Source organism: Pseudomonas sp. PvP028 (assembly GCF_017832255.1).
GTDB classification, from domain to species: Bacteria; Pseudomonadota; Gammaproteobacteria; order Pseudomonadales; family Pseudomonadaceae; genus Aquipseudomonas; species Aquipseudomonas syringae.
Window position 1 is genome coordinate 3,908,674 of record NZ_JAFIBL010000001.1, and the last position, 19,508, is coordinate 3,928,181.

Below are 19,508 nucleotides of genomic sequence, written 5' to 3' on the forward strand. Positions count from 1 at the left end.
TTGCCTGTCATTATCTCCATCACGGTGCAGCGCGGCTCAAGCCAGCCTAAAAATCGGCCCCCACCAGCGCATCTACCTCCTCACGGCCAGGCGCAGTCGCCGGCCCCCGGCGTGTGACCGCAATCGCTGCTGCCGCATTGGCGCGCAGCGCCGCGCGGTCGACACTGCTGCCTCTGGCCAACTCGGCCAGCAGCACACCGGCATGAGCGTCGCCGGCACCATTGGTGTCGATTGCCGTGACGGCAAAGCCGGGTATGTGTCGCGTCTGTCCGGCATGGTGGATCCAGCAACCGGCTGGGCCGTCACGAATCACTATGAGCGCATCTTCGCGCAGAATGGACGCGAGCCTGTGGAGAGCGTCGGCGGGCGTCCGGGTTTGCGTGAAGCGCAGGGCTTCTTCGCAGTTGCTGGACCATACGCTGATCAGCGGAAGTACGGCGCGCATCTCGACGCCATGAAGCGCATCAACCAATGGGCCTGGGTCGAATACCACGGTAGTGCCGCCGGGCAATCCGTCCAGCCAGGCGAGCAGGGCCGTGACCTTGTTTTTGTGTGCCAGGCTGTAGCCGCTGACAACTACGTAATCTTCGGCGCTGACCTGCACGCCTTTCAGGTCATCGGCAGACAAACCACCTTCAGCGCCCACATAGGAGATGAACGAGCGCTCGGCCGAGTCTTCCACCAGGGCAACGGCCAGGCCGGTATCCTCACCGGGAACAGGCATCGTAGCAATCTCCACACCTTCGTCGCGCATGGCCTGGCGAGCAAGGTCGCCGAAGCGGCCCTGGCCATGGCGACCCAGATAAACCGTAGGCAAGCCATTGCGGCAGGCAGCGGCCATCACATTGAAGCCGCCTCCGGCCTCGAACGTGGCGCTGCTGGCCAGTACATCTCCGCCCGACGGCGGCAGGCGGTCGATGGCCATGACCAGGTCAACCACGACCTGGCCGGTGTAGAGCAATTTAGCGGGCATGTGCAGCCTCTTCGGTAACGACACGGCGATCACGCGCCCCGCCGAGCAGCGCATACAGGCCACCGGCGACAATGAAGGTCACGATCCAGCCCAGGCCGTTATGACCCAGCCAGGAATCGGCGAGAAAACCTTTGAACAGCACATGCTCCGGGGTGGTCGCCACGGTGGTGAAGCTGAAGCCGAGCACGATAGCCAATGCCCACGAGCCCAGCGCGCGCCATTCGACACCGCCGCGATACCAGTAGGCGCTCTTTGGGGTCTGGTCCAGCAGGTCGTGTGGGGAGTAGATGTGGCGATGCAGCAGGTCGACGACAAAGATGCCGACCCACGCGGTAATGGGCACCGCCAACATCGAGATGAACGTAATGAAGGGGCCGTAGAAACTGTCGGCGATCAGCATGAAATAGATCGAGCCGGCAAAGATCGCGATGATATCGACGATGACTGCGTGTACTCGCTTGACCTTCAGGCCGAGGGTCAAGGTGGTCAGGCCGGCCGAGTAGACCGACAGGTTATTGGACAACAGCAGGCCGCCGAACGCAGTGATCAGATAGGGCACGGCCATCCAGGTGGGCAACATTTCGCGAATGGCGATGATCGGGTCGGTGGCTGACGCCAGATGATCGTTGCCCACCGACAGCAAGCCGCCGAGGGTGATCAGCAAAACCAGAGGGATCCCTGCGCCAAATGCCGCCGAGGCCACCAGTCGAGTGGCCTTCACGCTGGCGTGCTGATAGCGCGACATGTCGGCGCCCGCGTTGGCCCAACCGATACCAGTGCCTGCGGCCATGGTGCCGACACCGATTATCATCGCACTCAGCGGCGCTGCTGGCGCGTCGAAGACCAGGCTCCAGTCGATGTGGGTGAGCAGAAAGCCACCGACCACCAGATTCAGCGCGCCGAAAAGGTAAGTCGCCCATTTCTGGATGACCAGCAAGGTGGCATGGCCCAGGCCCGAGACGGTCAAAGTCAGCAGCACGAACAAGGCGATGAACACCAGGGTCAGGCCTGGCGAGTTTTTCGCTTCCACGGGGGTGCCGAAAAGGATCGCGAACAGTGACAGCAGGACAAACGCAGCGGTGGTGGTGTTGACCGTTTCCCAGCCCAGGCGCGACATCAGCGAAACCAGCGTGGGCCCGATATTGCCTCGTACCCCGAAGATGGCCCGGGACAGCGTCAGGCTCGGGGCCCGCCCGCGGCGCCCGGCAATGGATATGACGCCCACCACGGCGAACGAGCCGGCGGCACCGAGGATGGCGACGATAATTGCCTGCCAGATGGCCAGCCCCTGGAACGCTACCAGGGTGGCACCGAGCGGCAAGCCCAGGATGCTGATATTGGCGGCGAACCAGACCCAGAACAGTTGCAGCGGGTGGCCGTTGCACTCGTTTTCAGGAACGGGCTCGATGCCGCGGGTTTCCAGCTGACCCGCACTTTGAGAGGGGGACGATGTAGTCATTTGCGTTGCTCCTATTGCCTTTATTGTGGTTGTGGCAGTACGTCAGCAGGTGCAATCCAGTGCAAATTGGCTTTTCCGAAATCGGGTCAGCCTTATCGCCGCTCGGAAGGCTGAGGGCGAGGGTGATCTCGTTCACAGTGGGCGAGCACAGCCCGGTCCATCAACCGGTGCGCAGGGCCAGCAGCTGTTCGACCAAAGGCGCGAGGTGGAGCGCGTTGACCGCATCAATTTGCTCAATCAACGCCGCCGGCCAGGCGTGCATGCCGTTGCAGGCGCCCAGCATGGCGCCGAGAATGGCGGCAATTGTGTCGGTGTCGCCGCCCAGGCTGGCCGCCATGCACACGGCGTCGAACGGACTGAGCTGGCTGCTCGCCACGCGGTGGGCGAGGGTGAAGGCAGCGACCACTGATTCCTGTGAGGCGACCGAGGTGCCAATCACATCGTGCACTCGGTCGGCCAGTTGGTCGTCTGTGCAGTCGGCGCACAGTGCCTTGGCCCATTGAATGCGCGCGGCGATACGCCCACCCGCAACCCAATGGCCATGGCGTTCGGCACTCAGGGCCACCTCGGCGCCTGTCTCCAGAGCTTCGGCCAAGGGCGCGCCATTGATCCCGGCGGACACCACGGCCGCGACCGCCGCCGCGCTGGAGATGCCCAGCGTGGTGTTATGGGTCACCTGACAGGCTTGCACCACCAGCGCCATGAAGGCCTCGCGGTTGCTCACGTCGCCCGCGATGCCCACCGGGGTGATACGCATTGCCGCGCCATTGGTGGTGCCGAAGCGGCCGGCCTCTTCAGGGCTATGGCCGTCAAGGATCATTTCAATCGCGCGCTTGGTCGATGGCCCCAGCAGGTCGTAGGAGCCCTTGGCTTTCATCGCGGCTTCCCACTCGATCAGGCTGTGGGCCAGGGCTGTCGGGTCGATGCTGCCGCCGCCGGCCACCAGCAACTGTGCCACCAGGATGGCCTGCTCGGTGTCATCGGTGATAGCGCCGGCCGGCATGTTGGGTGCGATCGGCTGGTCGGCATCGGCGCCGATCAGCGTACTGATACGGCCATAGCGTTGCAGGATCAACGCGCGCGGCAGCGACTGCGTCGGCATGCCCAAGGCGTCGCCCAAGGCCAGGCCATAAAAGGCCCCCAGGCCTCGGTCTTGCAGAAAGGTTGCGCTCATGTGGACGATCCGAAGGCGAGATGAAGGCGAAAATGCACGGGGTCCAACAGGCTCTCCACGTGCTCCATAAAACGTTCACGGCGGTCAAAGGTCGTGCGCACGGCCTTGAGAAACACCGTGCCGGGCTCGCGTGCCAGCAGCACGGCGTCATCACGGTTCAAAGGCCCTGCGCCGATCCACTGATCGCCCTTGTCGCCAATGAAGCCGTGGGCGGCCATGGTCACTGTCAGTGACTGTTCCAGCAGACCGTTTTGCGGCAGGTTTTCCAGGCCATCAACCGCCGGGATCAAGGCGCGCTCGAGGGAAACGATACTGCCATCGGCGGCGATACGTCGGCGATCCAGCGCCACCAGGCTGGAAGTGCCGAGGCGCACCTCCATGTCGGGCCGTTGCACCGCTACCAGACGCAGGATTTCCGTACGCACGCCAGCACCCGTGTCGGCCAGGGCTTGGGCCCAGCCGGCACGTTGGTCCAGGCTGAAACCGTCGTAGGTGACGATCGAACCCACACCCGTCTGCGTAGCAATGAAGTTACGCCGCTTGAGCTCGGACAGCGCTTCGCGCAGCGTGCCGCGGCTGACGTTGAATTCCTGGGCCAGGAGATTTTCCCCGGGAAGCAGCGCGCCGGAGCTCATCTGGCCGCTTTCGATACGGCGGATCAGCTCATTGATCACCTGGGTTTTCTTGTCGAATCGAACCTGTCTAGTCATGTACATTTTATAGTGGCATGTTGGGTTGGAGTGCAAGCTGTTTTTGCATGGCAAACTGTGATGCAGCGCACCAATGTTTAATGGATTGCGCAAATGATGCGCGCAGTTCGACAAGTAACCCTGCAGGTCACGCCTGCCAGGTTTTTGAAGAGAGCCGTTTGTCACGCACCCTTCAGTGTCAGCCTGGGCAGTCCGATGTGGATCAAGGTATTGGCAGTGAGGGGGCTCTTTCGATTATTTTCCAGCGTGCAACCTAATCACCCGACCAAGGGGCTTGGGCCTCGGCAGCTCTGACTGCCCAGCGCTCATAGCGTCAAGTCTTTCCTTCGTTGCCTTGGTGAACATCGTTGCATGCGGGCCTGCCAGGTCTACGTGCAACAGCATCTGCTCATTGCCAGCCAGCTCCATCTCATCGCCTGCCAAATGCAAGCTGTGATAGAGATGTAGGCGCTTGGCGTCGTGGGCGATCAGTTGGGTATGCACCTCAACCTCGGCGCCGAGTTTCACTTCGTGCAGGTAATTGAGGTGCAGTTCCAGAGTGAACAGCGAGTGGCCGCTGGCTTCGCGGTTATCGCTATCCAGCCCCAGGGCTTCCATCAGCCCGTCAGTGGCATAGCTGAATATCAGCAGGTAGAACGCGTCACGAAGGTGGCCGTTGTAGTCGACCCAGTCGGGTTGGACTCGGGTGGTGTAGGTGGTCAGTGCAGGCATGTCGGGGGATTCCGGGTCAGTACTGATCAAATGAGGGAGCTGGCGTGCTCTGCAGGGCGATGGAAGATTCACAGCTCCCAGCAAAGGCAAGCCGGTTTCCCGAGGGTCATTCCGCAAAGCTCATGCCATGCCTGGCCTTGGTAGTCTTCACCGCCTCCATCACGGCGAGCAAGCAATCGTCACGGTAGCGCTCCAACGCCGAAATACTGTGTTTACCCAGCTGATCAGTGGTGCCGTCGACCACATCGTCGATCAGTTTGCCGGTCAGTTCCGGTGCCGGCAGGTAGGTCCATGGCAACTGCAACGCCGGGCCGAACTGAGTCATGAAGTGGCGCATGCCCGCATCGCCACCCGCCAATGTGTAGGTGAGAAAGGTGCCCATGAACGACCAGCGCAACCCGGCGCCGAAGCGGATCGCATCATCGATTTCGCCGGTGGTCGCCACGCCGTCATTGACCAGGTGCAGCGCCTCGCGCCATAGCGCTTCGAGCAAGCGGTCAGCGATAAAGCCGGGGACTTCCTTGCGCACATGCAGCGGGCGCATACCGAGGGATTCATAGACCTTGATCGCCGCCTGAATGGCCTCCGGAGCAGTATTTTTGCCGCCCACCACTTCCACCAACGGCAGCAGGTACACCGGATTGAACGGGTGACCGACCACGCAGCGCTCGGGGTGCGCGGAGCTTTCGTAGAAGTCACTTGGCAACAGGCCTGACGTACTCGAGCCAATTAACACATTCGGCCTGGCCGCCGCGCTGATCCTGCTGTGCAGATCCAGTTTCAGTTCCAGGCGTTCCGGGGCGCTTTCCTGAATGAAGTCGGCTTCTCTGACACATTCCTCAATGGTGGCCACGAAGCGCAGGCGAGTTTGGGATGCACCGGGTACCAGACCCTGTTGTTCCAGCGCACCCCAGCAATTGGCGACACGGTTACGCAACGCTGCTTCGGCGCCGGGCGCGGGGTCCCAGGCAACCACATCCAGGCCATGGGCGAGGGCGCGGGATACCCAGCCACTGCCGATGACGCCGCTGCCAAGAGCGGCGAAGGTTTTGATTTCGGTGATAAAGCTCATGGCGACGCTCCTGAAGAGTGCGGTGATTCAATCACGGGGTTTTATGTCTCGGAGGCTTTAGCCACGCTTGGTAAGGCCCATCTTGATGCGGCCTTCTGCCGGGCTCATGACTCGTGCGCCCAAGCGGCTGAGAATTTCACTGGCGCGTTCCACCAATTGACCGTTGGTGGCGAGCACGCCCTTGTCCAGCCACAGGTTGTCCTCCAGACCGACCCGGACGTTGCCGCCCAGCAACACCGCTTGCGCAGCCATCGGCATCTGCATGCGGCCAATGCCAAAGCCCGCCCACACCGCATCGGCGGGCAGATTATCGACCATGGCTTTCATGGTGGTGGTGTCGGCGGGTGCGCCCCATGGAATACCCAGGCACAGCTGGAACAGCGGGTTGTCGAGCAGACCTTCCTTGATCATCTGTTTGGCGAACCACAGGTGGCCGGTGTCGAAAATTTCCAGTTCGGCCTTTACGCCCAGCGCCTGGATACGTCTGGCGCCGGCGCGCAGTTGCGACGGGGTGGACACATAAATAGTGTCGCCGTCGCCAAAGTTCAGGGTGCCGCAGTCGAGGGTGCAGATTTCCGGCAGCAGTTCCTCGATGTGGGCCAGGCGTGTCATTGGGCCGACCAGGTCGGTATTGGCACCAAACTCCATCGGGTGCTCACCGTCGCCAATCTCCAGATCGCCACCCATGCCAGCAGTGAGGTTGACGATGATGTCGATGTCGGCCTCCCGAATGCGCTCCATCACTTCGCGGTACAGCGCCACGTCGCGGCTGAACTTACCGGTGTGTGGGTCGCGCACATGACAGTGCACCACGGTGGCACCGGCTTTGGCGGCCTCAACCGCGGCGGCCGCGATTTGCTTGGGCGTGACCGGTACGTGAGGGCTTCGGGCGGTCGTGTCGCCAGCACCGGTGAGTGCGCAGGTGATGATGACGTCGTGGTTCATGGGTGGCTCCTTACAGGCGTGATGACGCCGTTCGCGACCCTGGAGGATCGCGAAACGGCCGTTCAAAATCAGGTTATTGGCTGCTCAATTGAAGGTTTGCCGCAGCCGGTTTGCCGTCGAAGGTGGTGACGCCTTCAAGCCAGCGCGCCTGGTCTTGCGGATGGTCTTTGAGCCATTGTCTGGCGGACTCGAGAGCATCCTTGTGATCCAGTAACGGCTGCATCATCCGGCTCTCGTCGGCGGCGGTGAATGTCAGGTTAGTCAGCAATTTGTGCACGTTGGGGCACTGTTCGGCATAAGTCGGCGAAGTGACCGTCCACACAGTGGCCATGCCCTCGTTCGGGCCCAGGGCGTCGTCGCTGCCGTTGAGGTAAGTCATCGCCACGTTGACGTTCATCGGGTGCGGCGTCCAGCCGAAAAACACCACGGCTTCCTTGCGGCGTACGGCACGGTCCACGGCGGCGAGCATGCCGGCTTCGCTGGACTCCACCAACTGGAATTTGCCCAGGCCGAACTGGTTTTTGGCGATCATCGCCTTGATCTGGGTATTGGCGCCTGAACCAGGCTCAATGCCGTAGATTTTGCCGCCCAGTTCCTTCTCGAACCTGGCGATATCGGCAAAGGACTTCAGGCCCTTGTCCGCCAGGTAAGTCGGCACGGCGAGGGTGGCGCGAGCGTCTTCCAGGCTCGGTTTGTCGAGCACTTTGACCTTCCGGGCCTCGACAAACGGCGTAATGGTCTGGGTCATCAACGGGTTCCAGTAACCCAGAAAGAGATCCAGGCGCTGGTCACGGATGCCGGCGAAAATGATCTGCTGAGAAGCGCTGGTCTGTTTGGTCTTGTAACCCAGGCCGTCGAGCAACGCTTGGGTCATGGCGCTGGTTGCGATCACGTCGGTCCAGTTCACCACACCCATGCGCACGTTCTGGCATGAAGCGGCATCAGCCGCCATTACATTGCTGCTCAAGAGAGCGCTGGCGCTGAGTGCAAGCACGCTGCAACTAATCAGTCGGTTCATGGTGGGGCCCTCGGCAGATCGTTATTGTGGGGTGTCGGCGTCTTTGTGCACCGTGGAAACAAATTACCCTGCCTGGAGGGCGGCCAAACGCACTGCAGCGACCCGCTTTTGCACTGCGGCGACCTGCCCCTTGAATGCGCCCATGAACGGGAGTATCAACGTGCCACGCTGCAGGTCCGAGGAGAGCGTTACCATGGCCCAGGATTTCTATTTTTTGCTGATGCCGGGGTTCTCGGCCATCGGCTTTATCTCCGCGCTGGAGCCCTTGCGGGTGGCCAACCGCTTTGGTGGCGAGCTGTACCGCTGGCACTTCCTGAGCGCCGATGGCGGCGCGGTACAGGCGAGCAACGGCATGTCGGTCAACGCCGACGCGGCGCTTGAGTCGCTGAAAAAAGGCGCGACCCTGCTGGTAGTGGCTGGCTTTGAACCGCTGCAGTTCGCCACGCCGTCACTGCAGCAATGGCTGCGTCGCCTTGATCATGAAGGCGTGACCCTGGGCGCTATCGACACTGGCGCCTGCGTGCTCGCTGAAACCGGCTTGCTCGATGGCCATCGCCTGACCCTGCATTGGGAAGCCATTGAAGCGTTCAAGGAGTCCTACCCACAGCTCACCGTGACCCAGGAACTGTTCGAGATCGACCGCCGCCGCATCACCTGCGCAGGCGGCACGGCCTCCATCGACCTGATGCTCGACCTGATCGCCCAGGCGCACGGCCCCGAGTTGGCGATTCAGGTGTCCGAACAATTCGTACTGGGCCGCATCCGCACGCGCAAGGACCACCAACGCATGCAGATCGCTACGCGCTATGGCATCGCCAACAAGAAGTTGGTGCACGTGATCGGAGAGATGGAACAGCAAACCGAACGCCCCCTCAGCACGCTGGCCCTTGCCGAAGCGATCAACGTCACCCGGCGCCAGCTGGAACGCTTGTTTCGCCTGCACCTGAACGACACGCCGAGCAACTTCTATCTGGGCCTGCGCCTGGAGAAAGCCCGGCAACTGCTGCGGCAAAGCGGTCTGAGTGTGCTGGAAGTAAGCATCGCCTGCGGGTTCGAATCGCCGTCGTATTTCACCCGCAGCTATCGAGCACGGTTTACGAAATGCCCGAGGGAGGATCGGCGGCGGGAGGGGGTTTGAACTTTAGTATTGGACGTGGGCGGGCGTACGTAATCGGTATACTGATCGACTCATTATTGAGTCTCTGATTAATTAAGAAAAACTGTATATTGCAGACTATATAAATCAAAGTCTGTTTATTTTTCCATGGAATAATTTAATGCAAAAAAAAGAAATTATAATAAAAAGTAGTGTTGCTACAAATCTAGCCGCAAAGACGCTAAGATCAAAAAAGTAACTAAGTAGAAGCAATATCCATACTGAATGAAAAGCCGCGCACGCAATCGCAAATAGATAAACTCTTGCGTTTGAAAAAAATCGTCCAGCTTTTTGTCGGTTCACTGTTTTTGCATTCCGTCTACGGTGATAGCGTCGGCGGCCCTATCTATGACCAATACAGGTATTGAGGTGTTTCTATATGCACGAACATAATCAGTTCTAATGTATCTAAATAGGCGCCAAGAGTCTGGTTTTAGAACCAGCTTAGTGACACCATATACAGACATCGCAAGGTCGGCTGACCCGTAGGCCATATTTCCTTCTTGTGCTCCGTAACCAACTGCTTTCGCTGCTGCTTGGTACCCCTTTCTTACTGGGCCTTCTGTGTCACTGCGCCCCTCCCAAAGGTTGCGCCCGTTTTCATAAACGTTATTTGCACCATGAGCCATAATTGGTACACCGGCAACGAGGCACAGCGTACCTACAGAGCCATAGCAAATGCCCGCGCCCGCTACGAATTGCATTGCTCCGGCGACTGCGCCAAGGCCTTTTTTGGCAACCTCCCATGACTGAGTAAACAAGCTATTTTGTTCATCTTTTAGTTCTTTTAGGCCCTGCTCAGGACTTTTTTTACCTTCAGAGATATCATTAACAATACTTTTAGCGTAATAGGCGACTTCACGGTTGAACTGCAAGCGCAGTGTGCCGTTTTTAATATGCTTGATGCCTAATGTACAGGCTTGCTCCCCTAGGTTTTTAGCGGCGGCACTGACCATCAAATAGTTTGTGCTGTTTTCGTCTGTTGGTTTCATTCTTCACTCCCGCCAGGTGATGTATGTGCGGTTAGTCATACATCTACCCTTGAGATTAATTTTCAGTTTTATTTGTTGGTACTCAATCCATTCGCTTACGCAAATGGCTTATTCGCAGTCCTGTCCCAGCCACCAGAAACGATACCGGCACTACCACCATCGGCGCGACGTTGTTGTGAGTATTCAAATTTAATGCGGCCGTAATTCAGGTTTACTACTTCTATGGGGAAGCCTGACTGGTCGGCACCTTGACCACTTACTAATGAGATCAGAACTTCTTCAAGTACGATGTCTAGATACTTGAACTTTTCAGTTCCCGCACGATGGATTCGAATGGTCACATTTTTGATATGTGAACCCCTACAGCAAAGCTCAAATAGCTTCGGGGTGGCTCTATCCACATATTTGCTGATCTGGAAATCGCCAAGGGAAACCCCTCCAGCAGTAGCTCCCCCATTCGAGCTGGCTGTCTGACTGATGGACTGCATGGCGTTGTAGTGGTAGGAAAGCAACTCGACCCAACCTTTGTGCCCATCGTCAAGAGACTCGCCCTCAACACCATCAACCTTCATAAACGCATCAAAAGACATAGAACTCCCTGTTCTTCAAAAACAAAATGAAAAAATCAGTCGCATTTTAGTATTTCTGTAGAATTAGTACCACTGCAGAATGCACAATCACCTTCCGTTGGCGTCTGACAGTTCTCGTAGGGCAACAGGCGAGTGGGTGGTCAGGAAAACCTGGAGGGTTTCCGGTGTGTTCTTGGTGCCCAGGGAGTCCATGAAACGAATCAAACGATGAGGTTCCAGGCCATGCTCCACCTCATCTACCAATGCTATGGAGGCTGCCTGTGCTACCTGGCGTTGAAGGCCCGCTACCAGCAAGCGAGACGATCCCGTGCCGAGTGATAGCAGAGGAATGCCCTAAGGATTGTGCAAGGCAATGGCGCCATCACCACAGCCTCCCAACGAAACCTAAAGACTATCCGGATCCCCAAAAAACATCTGAATCCGCGACCTCAACCAACGCTCCCCCGGATCATTATCCTGCGCGCCGCGCCAGGCCATGTGCAGTTCGAACGTTCGGGTTTCAATCGGCAGGTCTTCAGAGCGCACGCCTCCTGCTGCGGTCAGCACTTGCGCCGCATAATCGGGCACTGTGGCGATGATGTCGGTGCCAGTGAGCAATGTGGCCAGGCCGTTGAACTGGGGCACGGCGAGGACGACGTGGCGTTTGCGGTCGAGTTTTTCCAGGTGTTCGTCGATGAAGCCGCTCAGGTCGCCGGCGAAGGAGACCAGTGCATGGGGGCGGGCGCAGAAGTCGTCGAGGCTCAACGGGCCGGGTATCGAGTCGGCGCGCAGCAGTTGCGGCTTGCTCCTGCGCAAGACCTTGCGCTTGGCGTTGGCGGGCAGGTCTTGTGTGTAGCTGACGCCGACGGAAATCTCTCCGGAGGCGAGCAGGGGCGGCATGAGGATGTAATTGACTCGTCTGACCACCAGCACAATGCCCGGCGCTTCGGAGCGTAGACGCTTGAGCAGGGTGGGCAACAGTGCGAACTCGACGTCATCGGACAGGCCGATGCGGAAGACCGAGGTACTGGTCGCCGGGTCGAACTCCGAGGCGCGGCTGACCGCTGTCGAGATGGAGTCGAGCGCTGGGGAGAGCAGAGCGAAGATTTCCGTCGCTCGGGCGGTGGGCTCCATGCTGCGCCCGGTGCGCACGAACAGTGGATCATCGAACAGGCCGCGTAGCCGCGACAGCGCAGCGCTGATTGCCGGCTGACCGAGAAACAGCTTTTCCGCCGCACGCGTGACGCTGCGCTCATGCATCAGGGTCTCGAAAACGATGAGCAAATTGAGGTCGACGCGACGCAGGTCGTTGCGGTTCATGCGGAATATCTCGGGCCATTTGTCGGTTGAGGACGTGAGCAGGGTGCGATAGTACGAGCAAATGCGGGTCGGGCGCAGCGAAAATTACTGTGGGGGTTACTGAATGTCCACACGGCTTGCAATGTTTCGTCGACATGCGAACAATGGCGGCCATTACGCGCATCGACGCCCAGACGCTGTCTGGCTGCGCCGTGCAGCGCACAGGACACAATCGATGACAGGCATGTCGACTATTAATAGCCACCGATGGTGTTGCCGGCAATGCCCGGATAAAGTTTGTGGCATCAAGGTTCACCAGGCGAGGTTCTAAATGTCCCGCACGATCCGTTTTCACCAGTTTGGCCCGGCCGAGGTGCTCAAAGTCGAAGAGCATCCTGTCGCGTCGCCTGTCACCGGCGAGGTACAGGTGCGTGTTCAGGCCATCGGTGTCAGCTGGTACGACGTTCTTTGGCGGCAAAATCTCGCGTCTACCCAAGCCCGGCTGCCTGCTGGTCTGGGTTATGAGATGGCTGGCGTGGTTACCGCGCTGGGCGACGGTGTGGATGATCTGCAAGTGGGCGACAATGTCGCCAGTTTTCCTGCGGCCGATGCCAACCAGCACCCGGTCTACGGCGAATCTATCGTCATGCCGCGCGGGGCGCTGACCCGCTATCCGGATGCGCTGACGCCGGTCCAGGCCAGCGTGCATTACACGCCGTATCTGGTGGCTTACTTTGCATACGTTGATCTGGCGCGTATCAAGTCCGGTCAAACCGTACTGGTCACCGACGCCAGCCACTGCTCCGGCCCTGCATTCGTGCAGTTGGGCAAGGCGCTGGGGGCTCGGGTTATCGCCGCGACCAAGACCGAGGATGCTCGTGAGTATCTGCTGTCACTGGGCGCTGAAAAAGTGGTAGTCACCGAAGAACAGGACTTGTTGATGGCGATCAACAAGTACACCGACAACCGTGGTGTCGATGCCGTGTTCGATGGCCTTGGCGGTCCGCAGATGTCGATCATGGGCGATGTGCTTGCGCCACGTGGCAGTCTGGTGCTGTATGGCCTGCAGGGCGGTAATCAGACGCCGTTCCCGGCCTGTGCCGCGTTCCAGAAGAATATTCAGTTCTACGTGCACTGCCTGGGCAATTTCACCGGCAAGCCCGAGCTGGGCATTACCCAGGATAAAGAAGCGCTGCAGCGTGCCTTGCAGGACATCAACCAGATGACCCGTGACAAGGTGCTGATGCCATTGCAGACGCGCAGCTTTCCGTTCGACCAGGTAGTGCAGGCGCACCGTTACATGGATGTCTGCCCGATTGGCGGGCGTGCGGTGCTGGAAGTCGAGGCGGTCTGATTCATCACCTCCTGGTCAGCGCTCGTTATTGAAAAGCCTTCCGATCGGAAGGCTTTTTTCATTCCATATTGCAAAAGAGACGCCACATATTAAACGACGTCAATGACGCACCTGTCAGCTTGCCGAGAAGTGCATAACCTTGAATGAAGGGTGAAAATAAAATCGACAACAGGGTCGGCAGGATTGTTTATTTGAGTGTATGAGTTCTGTCAGTGAAGGTGATATTATAAATATCATTTCCTACGAGGCAGAATGAAATATTAACAGCGACGGGTGCTCGGCCGCTTGTGGTAAAGCCTGAGCGGCCTGGCTGTTGGGGTTGCAGGCTGTTAAGTTGAAAAAAATCGTTTGTCGCCTGCGTTCAATGATACACATTAAACAGTGTGTTTAATCAGTTGAAAGTGTGCCCAGGACTGCACTGTTTTTCAACGCAAACTGTCTATTGTAATTGTTTCAAAGATGCTGATAATGCGTCGGTAATTACCACTCAGGGAATGAGTCATGCGCGACTATAAGTTTGGTTGTCAGCTTGATGTTCAATGTTCTGTCTGCACCGTATCATGTCTTGAGCGACAGGCAGGTGGCACACAATGAGTTCTATTCACGAACAGGCAATGAATTATGTCTACCAGCAAGTGCTGCAACGCTTGTTGGGGTACTTCTCGCGTGCAGAGCGCACCGCGCTGCAGTTGTTGATCCAGCGTCTGATTGTTGCGGCTGGCGGCATCGAGCGGATTGCCGGCTTCAAGGTGCTGGTGGCTTTCGGCGGTGGCAAGGACAGTGCCTACACGCTTGCCTTTTTGCGCGCTGCCCAGTTGAGCATTGCCTGCCGCTCGCCCGCCACGTTCAACCTGCGGGTTGCCAATCGGCGTCACGCGGGCATGACCCCTGCGGTGATGGATAACATCAACCGCACCTATTCAGCGTTGTTTCTGTATGACGACCCGCGTGTCGAGATGCTGGTGATCGACAATCAGTACACCCAGGCCTTCGAGCCGGACCTGCCTTTTTCCAGTGCGGGGCGTGAGCAGAATCGGCTGGACATGCTGCTGGGTGGACACCTGTCCGCAGGCGACGCCCGCACTACGTTTTGCAACACCTGCTACCTCGGGCTGGCGGAGTTTCTGGGGCGCGCCCTGAGCTGGGGCAGCGGTGTCGATGCGGTGGTCAGTGGCGACTCGCGCAGAGAGCAGCGTCAGTACGCGACCTGGATCATGCGTCTGGCTCAGCGTACCGGGCAATACTCGGGCAGTTGGGGCAAGCAGACGCTGGCCAGCGTGCTCAAGGTCATCGATACGATTGGCCAGGCCTATTATCACGAGCTGTACGGCGAGGACGATGACAGCCCGCCGGCAAGCCGAGCCATGGTGCTGCCTGAAAAAAGCAGCACGCCGGCGTTCATCACTATTGCCGATCTGGTCAGTTGCAAGGCGGACGAGCACTGGAACCTGCTGACCGAATTCCTCGATTTCCGCTTCGATGATCTGTCGTTCAGTTTCAGTGAATCGGATTGCGCCAACCCTTTGTTGATGGCTCACATGCGCGGGCTGACGGCGCAGTACCTGCAAGCGCGTACTTATGCCGACGGGATCGCCGAATACCTTGAACTGGCGACGTCACTGATGCGCAGAAAGCAGATGCCGCCGCGATTGATCGACCAGACGCTCAGCGCTTATGCCGGTCGGGCGCGCATCGAGGCGCGCCGCGAGCTGGCATCGAGCTTCGCTCAGGAGGGCTTCGGCCTGAACGAGACTCAACTGGTGTGCATGCTGTTTTCGCCGTTCGTGGATCATGGCCATGGCCTGGAGTCGTTTCTGCGCAGTTGCCACTCAGGGATGCTGGTGGCGCTGCCGGATCTGCACAAGGCGCTGTCGGGTTCGACGGCGCCGGACCAGGTCATGCAGTGGCTGGTGGATATCAGCGGTTTGAGCCTCAAGTCATTGCACAACCTCTACGGCAAGCAGCGGGTGAACTTCGACGACCCGCAGTCAATCATTGCCAGAATCCGCGCTGCCGACCCCGACAAGCGCCGGATCATGACCGTCGACCCTGCGACGGGTCAGGCAGTGGCCGAGATGCTCTCGGGACGCTGATCCGGTTGCTAGGCATGGCTGCTGCCTGCAAACGGCGTCGGTCATGCAGCAATGTTCTGAAGCCTGTTCTGGTTGAGCGGCGGGTACCTGCATGAAAAACAACACGGATTTCGCCTATCAGGCGGTCTACCGCTACCTGGTGCGTCTGGTTGACCAGCAGCAGGGCGAGCCGGCGCTGAAAATGCCGTCACTGCGACAGCTGGCCCAGCGACTGAACGTATCGATATCGACGGTGCAAAGCGCCTATTCATTGCTGGAAAAGGAAGGGCGCGTCTATTCGCTGCCAAAATCGGGTTATTACTCGGTAGCGCGCAGCTTGAGTGCGCAGGGACACGTAGTGCCGGACGCAGACGGCGATCTTTTGCAGGCCCTGTACGACAACGCCCGGTGTCCCGGCATGGTGTTGCTGGGCTGCGATGAGCCGGCGCTTTTGCACGTCCAGGACAGTCCGCTGCCAGCAATGGAACGCGAGCTGGGCAGGCATTACCCGCGTCAGCGGGACCCGGTTTTTCAGCCATTCGGCGAGCCGGAACTTCGCACTGCGTTGGCCGCCCGTTACACCCGCGATGCAGCGCATTGCTGGCACGCTGACAATGTCTATGTCGCCGCTGACTTTCACGGCGCACTCAAGGCGGTGCTCGGCACGCTGCGGCTGCGCGGCGGCACTGTACTGGTGGAGTCGCCCTGTGCCTGGGGGGTGCTGCGCCTGCTGCAATCATTTGATATCCGGGTTATCGAACTGCCGCTGGACGAGACCGGCAGCCTTGATGCGGCCCGGCTCGACGGTCTGCTGCGCGGCCATGACATAGGGCTTGTCGTGTTGCCCTCGTTGCTGAACCCGGTGCGAGGCAGCGTGCGTCCGCAGAACAACAGCCAGGCTGTCGCCGAAGTGCTCAATCGTCATCAGGTCTGGGTGCTGGAAAACGACAGTCACACCGGGCTGCAGTTTGTTGGCGGGCAAGCTCCGCTGCGCCACTGGATCGACCCGCAGCGGCTAGTGATCATCGGCGGATTCGAGAAGAGCATGGGGCCTGAAGCGCCCTATGCTTACCTGCTGTGCAAGAGCCTGGATACGCGATGGCAGCAGTATTTCTGCCTGCGAGCATTCGAACTGCCGCCGCTTCGGCAAAGGGCCATCGCCAGGTTATGCAGCAGCGGGCGTCTGGACAGGCAGTTGCTGGCGTTGCGAGAGACGCTGGGCAGACGCATGCAGTCGATGACCCGGCAATTGGATGAACACACCGGCGGGGCGCTGCGTTATCAGTTGCCCGAGGGCGGCTGCGGCGTGTGGGCCGAGAGTGCGTACCCCGTGGACATGCGCCAGGTCTTCATTGCGTTGCTGGCCCAATCGATCGTCGTCAGCCCCGGCGAGCTGTTCACTTTGCAGAACCGCTACTCGCAACATCTGTGGGTCAGTTATGCCACTGACTGGACCCGTGAACCCGCCAGGCTGCTGGGTGCGCTGGGAGAGGCGGTGAGCCAGGCTCGTCTGCCATAGACGTCGACATGGCAGGCCGTCGATCCATTTCTGTTTGCCAGACGTGTTTCAAGGTTGTTAACTGGACGCCTGTCCAGTATTCACAACCAACGGCTCCCCAGCGCAGTGACCCCGAACGCCCCCGTAAACCCTGATCCCGAGCCTGTCCTCGCCAGCGAGCCGCCTGCACGTTATGTCGTGGCCGTGCGCGCGTTGTGTGAGTTCACTGCCAAGGTCGGCGACCTCGACCTGCGCTTCACGCCGTCACCCACGGCACAGGAAGGCATTGCCGGGCATCGCACGGTCGCCACGCGGCGCGGTGCCGATTACCAGGCCGAACTGTCGTTGAGTGGCGATTATCGCGAGCTGACGGTAAGGGGCAGGGCGGACGGCTATGACGCCAGTCGCAATCAACTGGAAGAGGTGAAGACCTATCGCGGTGAACTCGACGCGATGCCGGCCAACCACCGTCAGTTGCACTGGGCGCAGGTGAAGGTCTACGGCTGGCTGCTTTGCCAGCGCCTGCAGCTTGAGAGCGTGACGCTGGCGCTGGTGTATTTCAACATTGTCAGCGAGCAGGAAACCCTGATTCGCGAGCCGTTCAGTGCGGCCGCGCTGCAAGCGTTTTTTGAACGACAGTGCACGATATTCCTCGGCTGGGCGCAGCAGGAGCTGGCGCATACGCAGGCGCTGCACGCAACGCTTGGCCGCCTGAAATTTCCCCACGCGTCTTTCCGTACCGGGCAGCGGGTGCTGGCCGAGTCGGTGTACAAGGCCGTCAGTACCGGCTGTTGCCTGATGGCTCAGGCGCCGACCGGTATCGGCAAGACGGTGGGCACGCTGTTTCCCTTGCTCAAGGCCGCGCCCGGCCAGAAGCTCGACAAGATTTTCTTTCTCACCGCCAAGACGCCGGGGCGTCGACTGGCACTGGATGCGCTGAAAGTCATCAATCACAGCGCGCCGGAGCTGAAGCTGCGGGTCCTCGAGCTGGTGGCGCGCGACAAGGCCTGCGAGCATCCGGACAAGGCCTGTAACGGTGATTCCTGTCCGCTGGCCAGCGGCTTTTATGATCGTCTGCCAGCCGCTCGCTCGGCGGCGCTGACCTCGCCGTGGCTGAATCAGGCGGGCGTACGCGATGTGGCCTTGCAGCATCAGGTCTGCCCGTATTATTTGAGCCAGGAACTGGCGCGCTGGGCTGACGTGGTCATCGCGGACTACAACTATTACTTCGACCTGAGCGCGCTGCTGTTCGGCCTCGGTCAGCTCAATCAGTGGCGCGTTGCGGTGCTGGTCGATGAAGCCCACAACATGGTCGAGCGGGCACGCCAGATGTACAGCGCCAGCCTTGATCAGAGCCAGCTGAAAGCCTTGATTCAGACAGCGCCCGAACCTGTGAAGAAAGCCTTGCAGCGTCTGGATCGCCAATGGAATGCGCTGCACAAGGTACAGCCCGGCGCCTATCAGGCGTACTCGGCGGCACCGGAAAAATTCATCGGCAGCCTCAACCAGTGCATCTCGACCATCGGTGATCATTTCAACGAGCACCCGCAGGCCGTGGATGGCACGTTACAGGGGTTCTACCTGGAAGCGATCGGCTTTGCGCGCATCGCCGAGCTGTTCGATGAGCATTTCATTTTCGACATCACTCGGCGCGAGGCGGGCGGCAAGCGCATTCTGTCGCGCCTCAGCCTGCGCAACGTCGTTCCCGCGCGTTTCATCCGCCCGCGCCTGAGCGCTGCGCGCAGCACGGTACTGTTTTCCGCAACGCTCAACCCGCGCCACTATTACGCGGACCTGCTGGGATTGCCTGCCAACACGGCATGGATCGACGTGGAATCGCCGTTTCATCACGATCAGCTCGACGTGCGCATCGTCAGTCGCATTTCCACGCGCTTTACCCATCGTCAGGCTTCGCTGGCGCCGATTGTCGAACTGATGGCCGAGCAGTTCGACACGCGGCCGGGCAATTACCTGGCGTTCTTCAGCAGTTTCGATTACCTGCAACAGGTCGCCGAGCTGATGGCGCTCACTCACCCGCACATCAGCCTTTGGCAGCAGGCACGGGGGATGGCCGAGAGTGAGCGCCACGCATTTCTCGACAGGTTCACCCTGAGCAGTCAGGGCATCGGTTTTGCAGTGCTGGGCGGCGCGTTCGGTGAAGGCATCGACTTGCCGGGCGCACGCCTGATCGGCGCGTTCATCGCTACCCTGGGCCTGCCTCAGCTCAATCCGGTCAACGAACAGTTCAAGCAGCGTATGGCCGCGCTGTTCGGTGCCGGTTACGACTACACCTACCTTTACCCTGGCGTGCAGAAGGTGATACAGGCAGCCGGACGGGTTATTCGCAGCCAAAGTGACAGCGGTGTGGTCATGCTCATCGATGACCGTTTTGCCGAGCACAAGGTGAAGCAGTTGTTTCCAGCGTGGTGGCGGCCCGAAACGTCGATGGCCTGAGTTCGGTTGCCGTTTTGGCGATTGAGCTGAAGCAGAGGCAAATGCAGGGGAT

16 protein-coding genes and 1 pseudogene are annotated in these 19,508 nt (G+C 59.5%); 5 read left to right on the forward strand and 12 right to left on the reverse strand.

Annotation, left to right across the window (positions count from 1 at the left end; genetic code table 11):
- Window positions 1-46: 46 nt before the first annotated feature.
- The 8 genes from JOE34_RS17345 to JOE34_RS17380 all read right to left on the reverse strand — a co-directional run bounded on the left by JOE34_RS17345 (window position 47) and on the right by JOE34_RS17380 (window position 8,062).
- Window positions 47-973, reverse strand: a complete 927-nt coding sequence (locus JOE34_RS17345; RefSeq protein WP_209996224.1) for a PfkB family carbohydrate kinase — start codon at window positions 971-973, stop codon at window positions 47-49.
- A complete protein-coding gene (locus tag JOE34_RS17350; RefSeq protein ID WP_209996232.1) occupies window positions 963-2,432 on the reverse strand; it encodes a cytosine permease in 1,470 nt (489 codons plus the stop codon). Before JOE34_RS17350 ends, JOE34_RS17345 begins: the two co-directional genes overlap by 11 nt.
- A 160-nt stretch (window positions 2,433-2,592) precedes the next feature.
- Window positions 2,593-3,606 (reverse strand): ADP-ribosylglycohydrolase family protein, encoded by a 1,014-nt coding sequence (locus tag JOE34_RS17355; RefSeq protein WP_024683109.1) that lies wholly within the window; start codon window positions 3,604-3,606, stop codon window positions 2,593-2,595.
- On the reverse strand, window positions 3,603-4,322 hold the full coding sequence (locus JOE34_RS17360) for a GntR family transcriptional regulator (protein ID WP_003364375.1): 720 nt from the start codon (window positions 4,320-4,322) through the stop codon (window positions 3,603-3,605). Before JOE34_RS17360 ends, JOE34_RS17355 begins: the two co-directional genes overlap by 4 nt.
- 228 nt (window positions 4,323-4,550) lie before the next feature.
- Window positions 4,551-5,027, reverse strand: a complete 477-nt coding sequence (locus JOE34_RS17365) for a thioesterase family protein (protein ID WP_209996234.1) — start codon at window positions 5,025-5,027, stop codon at window positions 4,551-4,553.
- A gap of 106 nt (window positions 5,028-5,133) precedes the next feature.
- The gene (locus JOE34_RS17370) at window positions 5,134-6,099 is read right to left on the reverse strand and encodes an L-carnitine dehydrogenase (protein WP_209996236.1); all 966 of its coding nucleotides are present in this window, start codon (window positions 6,097-6,099) and stop codon (window positions 5,134-5,136) included.
- Window positions 6,100-6,156: 57 nt separating this feature from the next.
- Complete coding sequence (locus JOE34_RS17375) at window positions 6,157-7,044, reverse strand: 3-keto-5-aminohexanoate cleavage protein (RefSeq protein ID WP_209996239.1); 888 nt, start codon at window positions 7,042-7,044, stop codon at window positions 6,157-6,159.
- A gap of 73 nt (window positions 7,045-7,117) precedes the next feature.
- Window positions 7,118-8,062: a choline ABC transporter substrate-binding protein gene (locus tag JOE34_RS17380; protein ID WP_129430379.1), complete on the reverse strand. Its 945-nt coding sequence runs from the start codon at window positions 8,060-8,062 to the stop codon at window positions 7,118-7,120.
- A 193-nt stretch (window positions 8,063-8,255) separates the two neighbouring features.
- Between JOE34_RS17380 and JOE34_RS17385 the strand changes: the two genes are divergently transcribed.
- Window positions 8,256-9,200, forward strand: coding sequence for a GlxA family transcriptional regulator (locus tag JOE34_RS17385; protein ID WP_209996248.1), 945 nt, complete (start codon window positions 8,256-8,258; stop codon window positions 9,198-9,200).
- Between the two features lie 317 nt (window positions 9,201-9,517).
- On the opposite strand, the gene JOE34_RS17390 is transcribed toward JOE34_RS17385, so the two are convergent.
- The 4 genes and pseudogenes from JOE34_RS17390 to JOE34_RS17405 form a co-directional block, all read right to left on the reverse strand.
- The gene (locus JOE34_RS17390) at window positions 9,518-10,174 is read right to left on the reverse strand and encodes a DUF4225 domain-containing protein (protein WP_209996874.1); all 657 of its coding nucleotides are present in this window, start codon (window positions 10,172-10,174) and stop codon (window positions 9,518-9,520) included.
- 131 nt (window positions 10,175-10,305) lie between these two features.
- On the reverse strand, window positions 10,306-10,800 hold the full coding sequence (locus tag JOE34_RS17395) for a type VI secretion system tube protein Hcp (protein ID WP_003393924.1): 495 nt from the start codon (window positions 10,798-10,800) through the stop codon (window positions 10,306-10,308).
- 105 nt (window positions 10,801-10,905) lie between these two features.
- Window positions 10,906-11,166 (reverse strand): annotated as a pseudogene (locus JOE34_RS17400) (AAA family ATPase); the annotation flags it as partial.
- A gap of 18 nt (window positions 11,167-11,184) precedes the next feature.
- Window positions 11,185-12,099 (reverse strand): LysR substrate-binding domain-containing protein, encoded by a 915-nt coding sequence (locus tag JOE34_RS17405; RefSeq protein ID WP_003347707.1) that lies wholly within the window; start codon window positions 12,097-12,099, stop codon window positions 11,185-11,187.
- A 310-nt stretch (window positions 12,100-12,409) separates the two neighbouring features.
- On the opposite strand from JOE34_RS17405, the gene JOE34_RS17410 reads away from it, so the two are divergent.
- From JOE34_RS17410 to JOE34_RS17425, 4 genes are all read left to right on the forward strand, one after another.
- A complete protein-coding gene (locus tag JOE34_RS17410; protein WP_003393935.1) occupies window positions 12,410-13,432 on the forward strand; it encodes a zinc-dependent alcohol dehydrogenase family protein in 1,023 nt (340 codons plus the stop codon).
- Window positions 13,433-14,022: 590 nt separating this feature from the next.
- Window positions 14,023-15,525 carry a hypothetical protein gene (locus JOE34_RS17415; RefSeq protein WP_209996249.1) on the forward strand — a complete coding sequence of 501 codons (1,503 nt, stop codon included), beginning with the start codon at window positions 14,023-14,025 and terminating at the stop codon, window positions 15,523-15,525.
- Between the two features lie 91 nt (window positions 15,526-15,616).
- A complete protein-coding gene (locus tag JOE34_RS17420; protein ID WP_209996251.1) occupies window positions 15,617-17,023 on the forward strand; it encodes a PLP-dependent aminotransferase family protein in 1,407 nt (468 codons plus the stop codon).
- Window positions 17,024-17,128: 105 nt separating this feature from the next.
- On the forward strand, window positions 17,129-19,456 hold the full coding sequence (locus JOE34_RS17425) for an ATP-dependent DNA helicase (RefSeq protein WP_057445350.1): 2,328 nt from the start codon (window positions 17,129-17,131) through the stop codon (window positions 19,454-19,456).
- Window positions 19,457-19,508 lie beyond the last annotated feature (52 nt).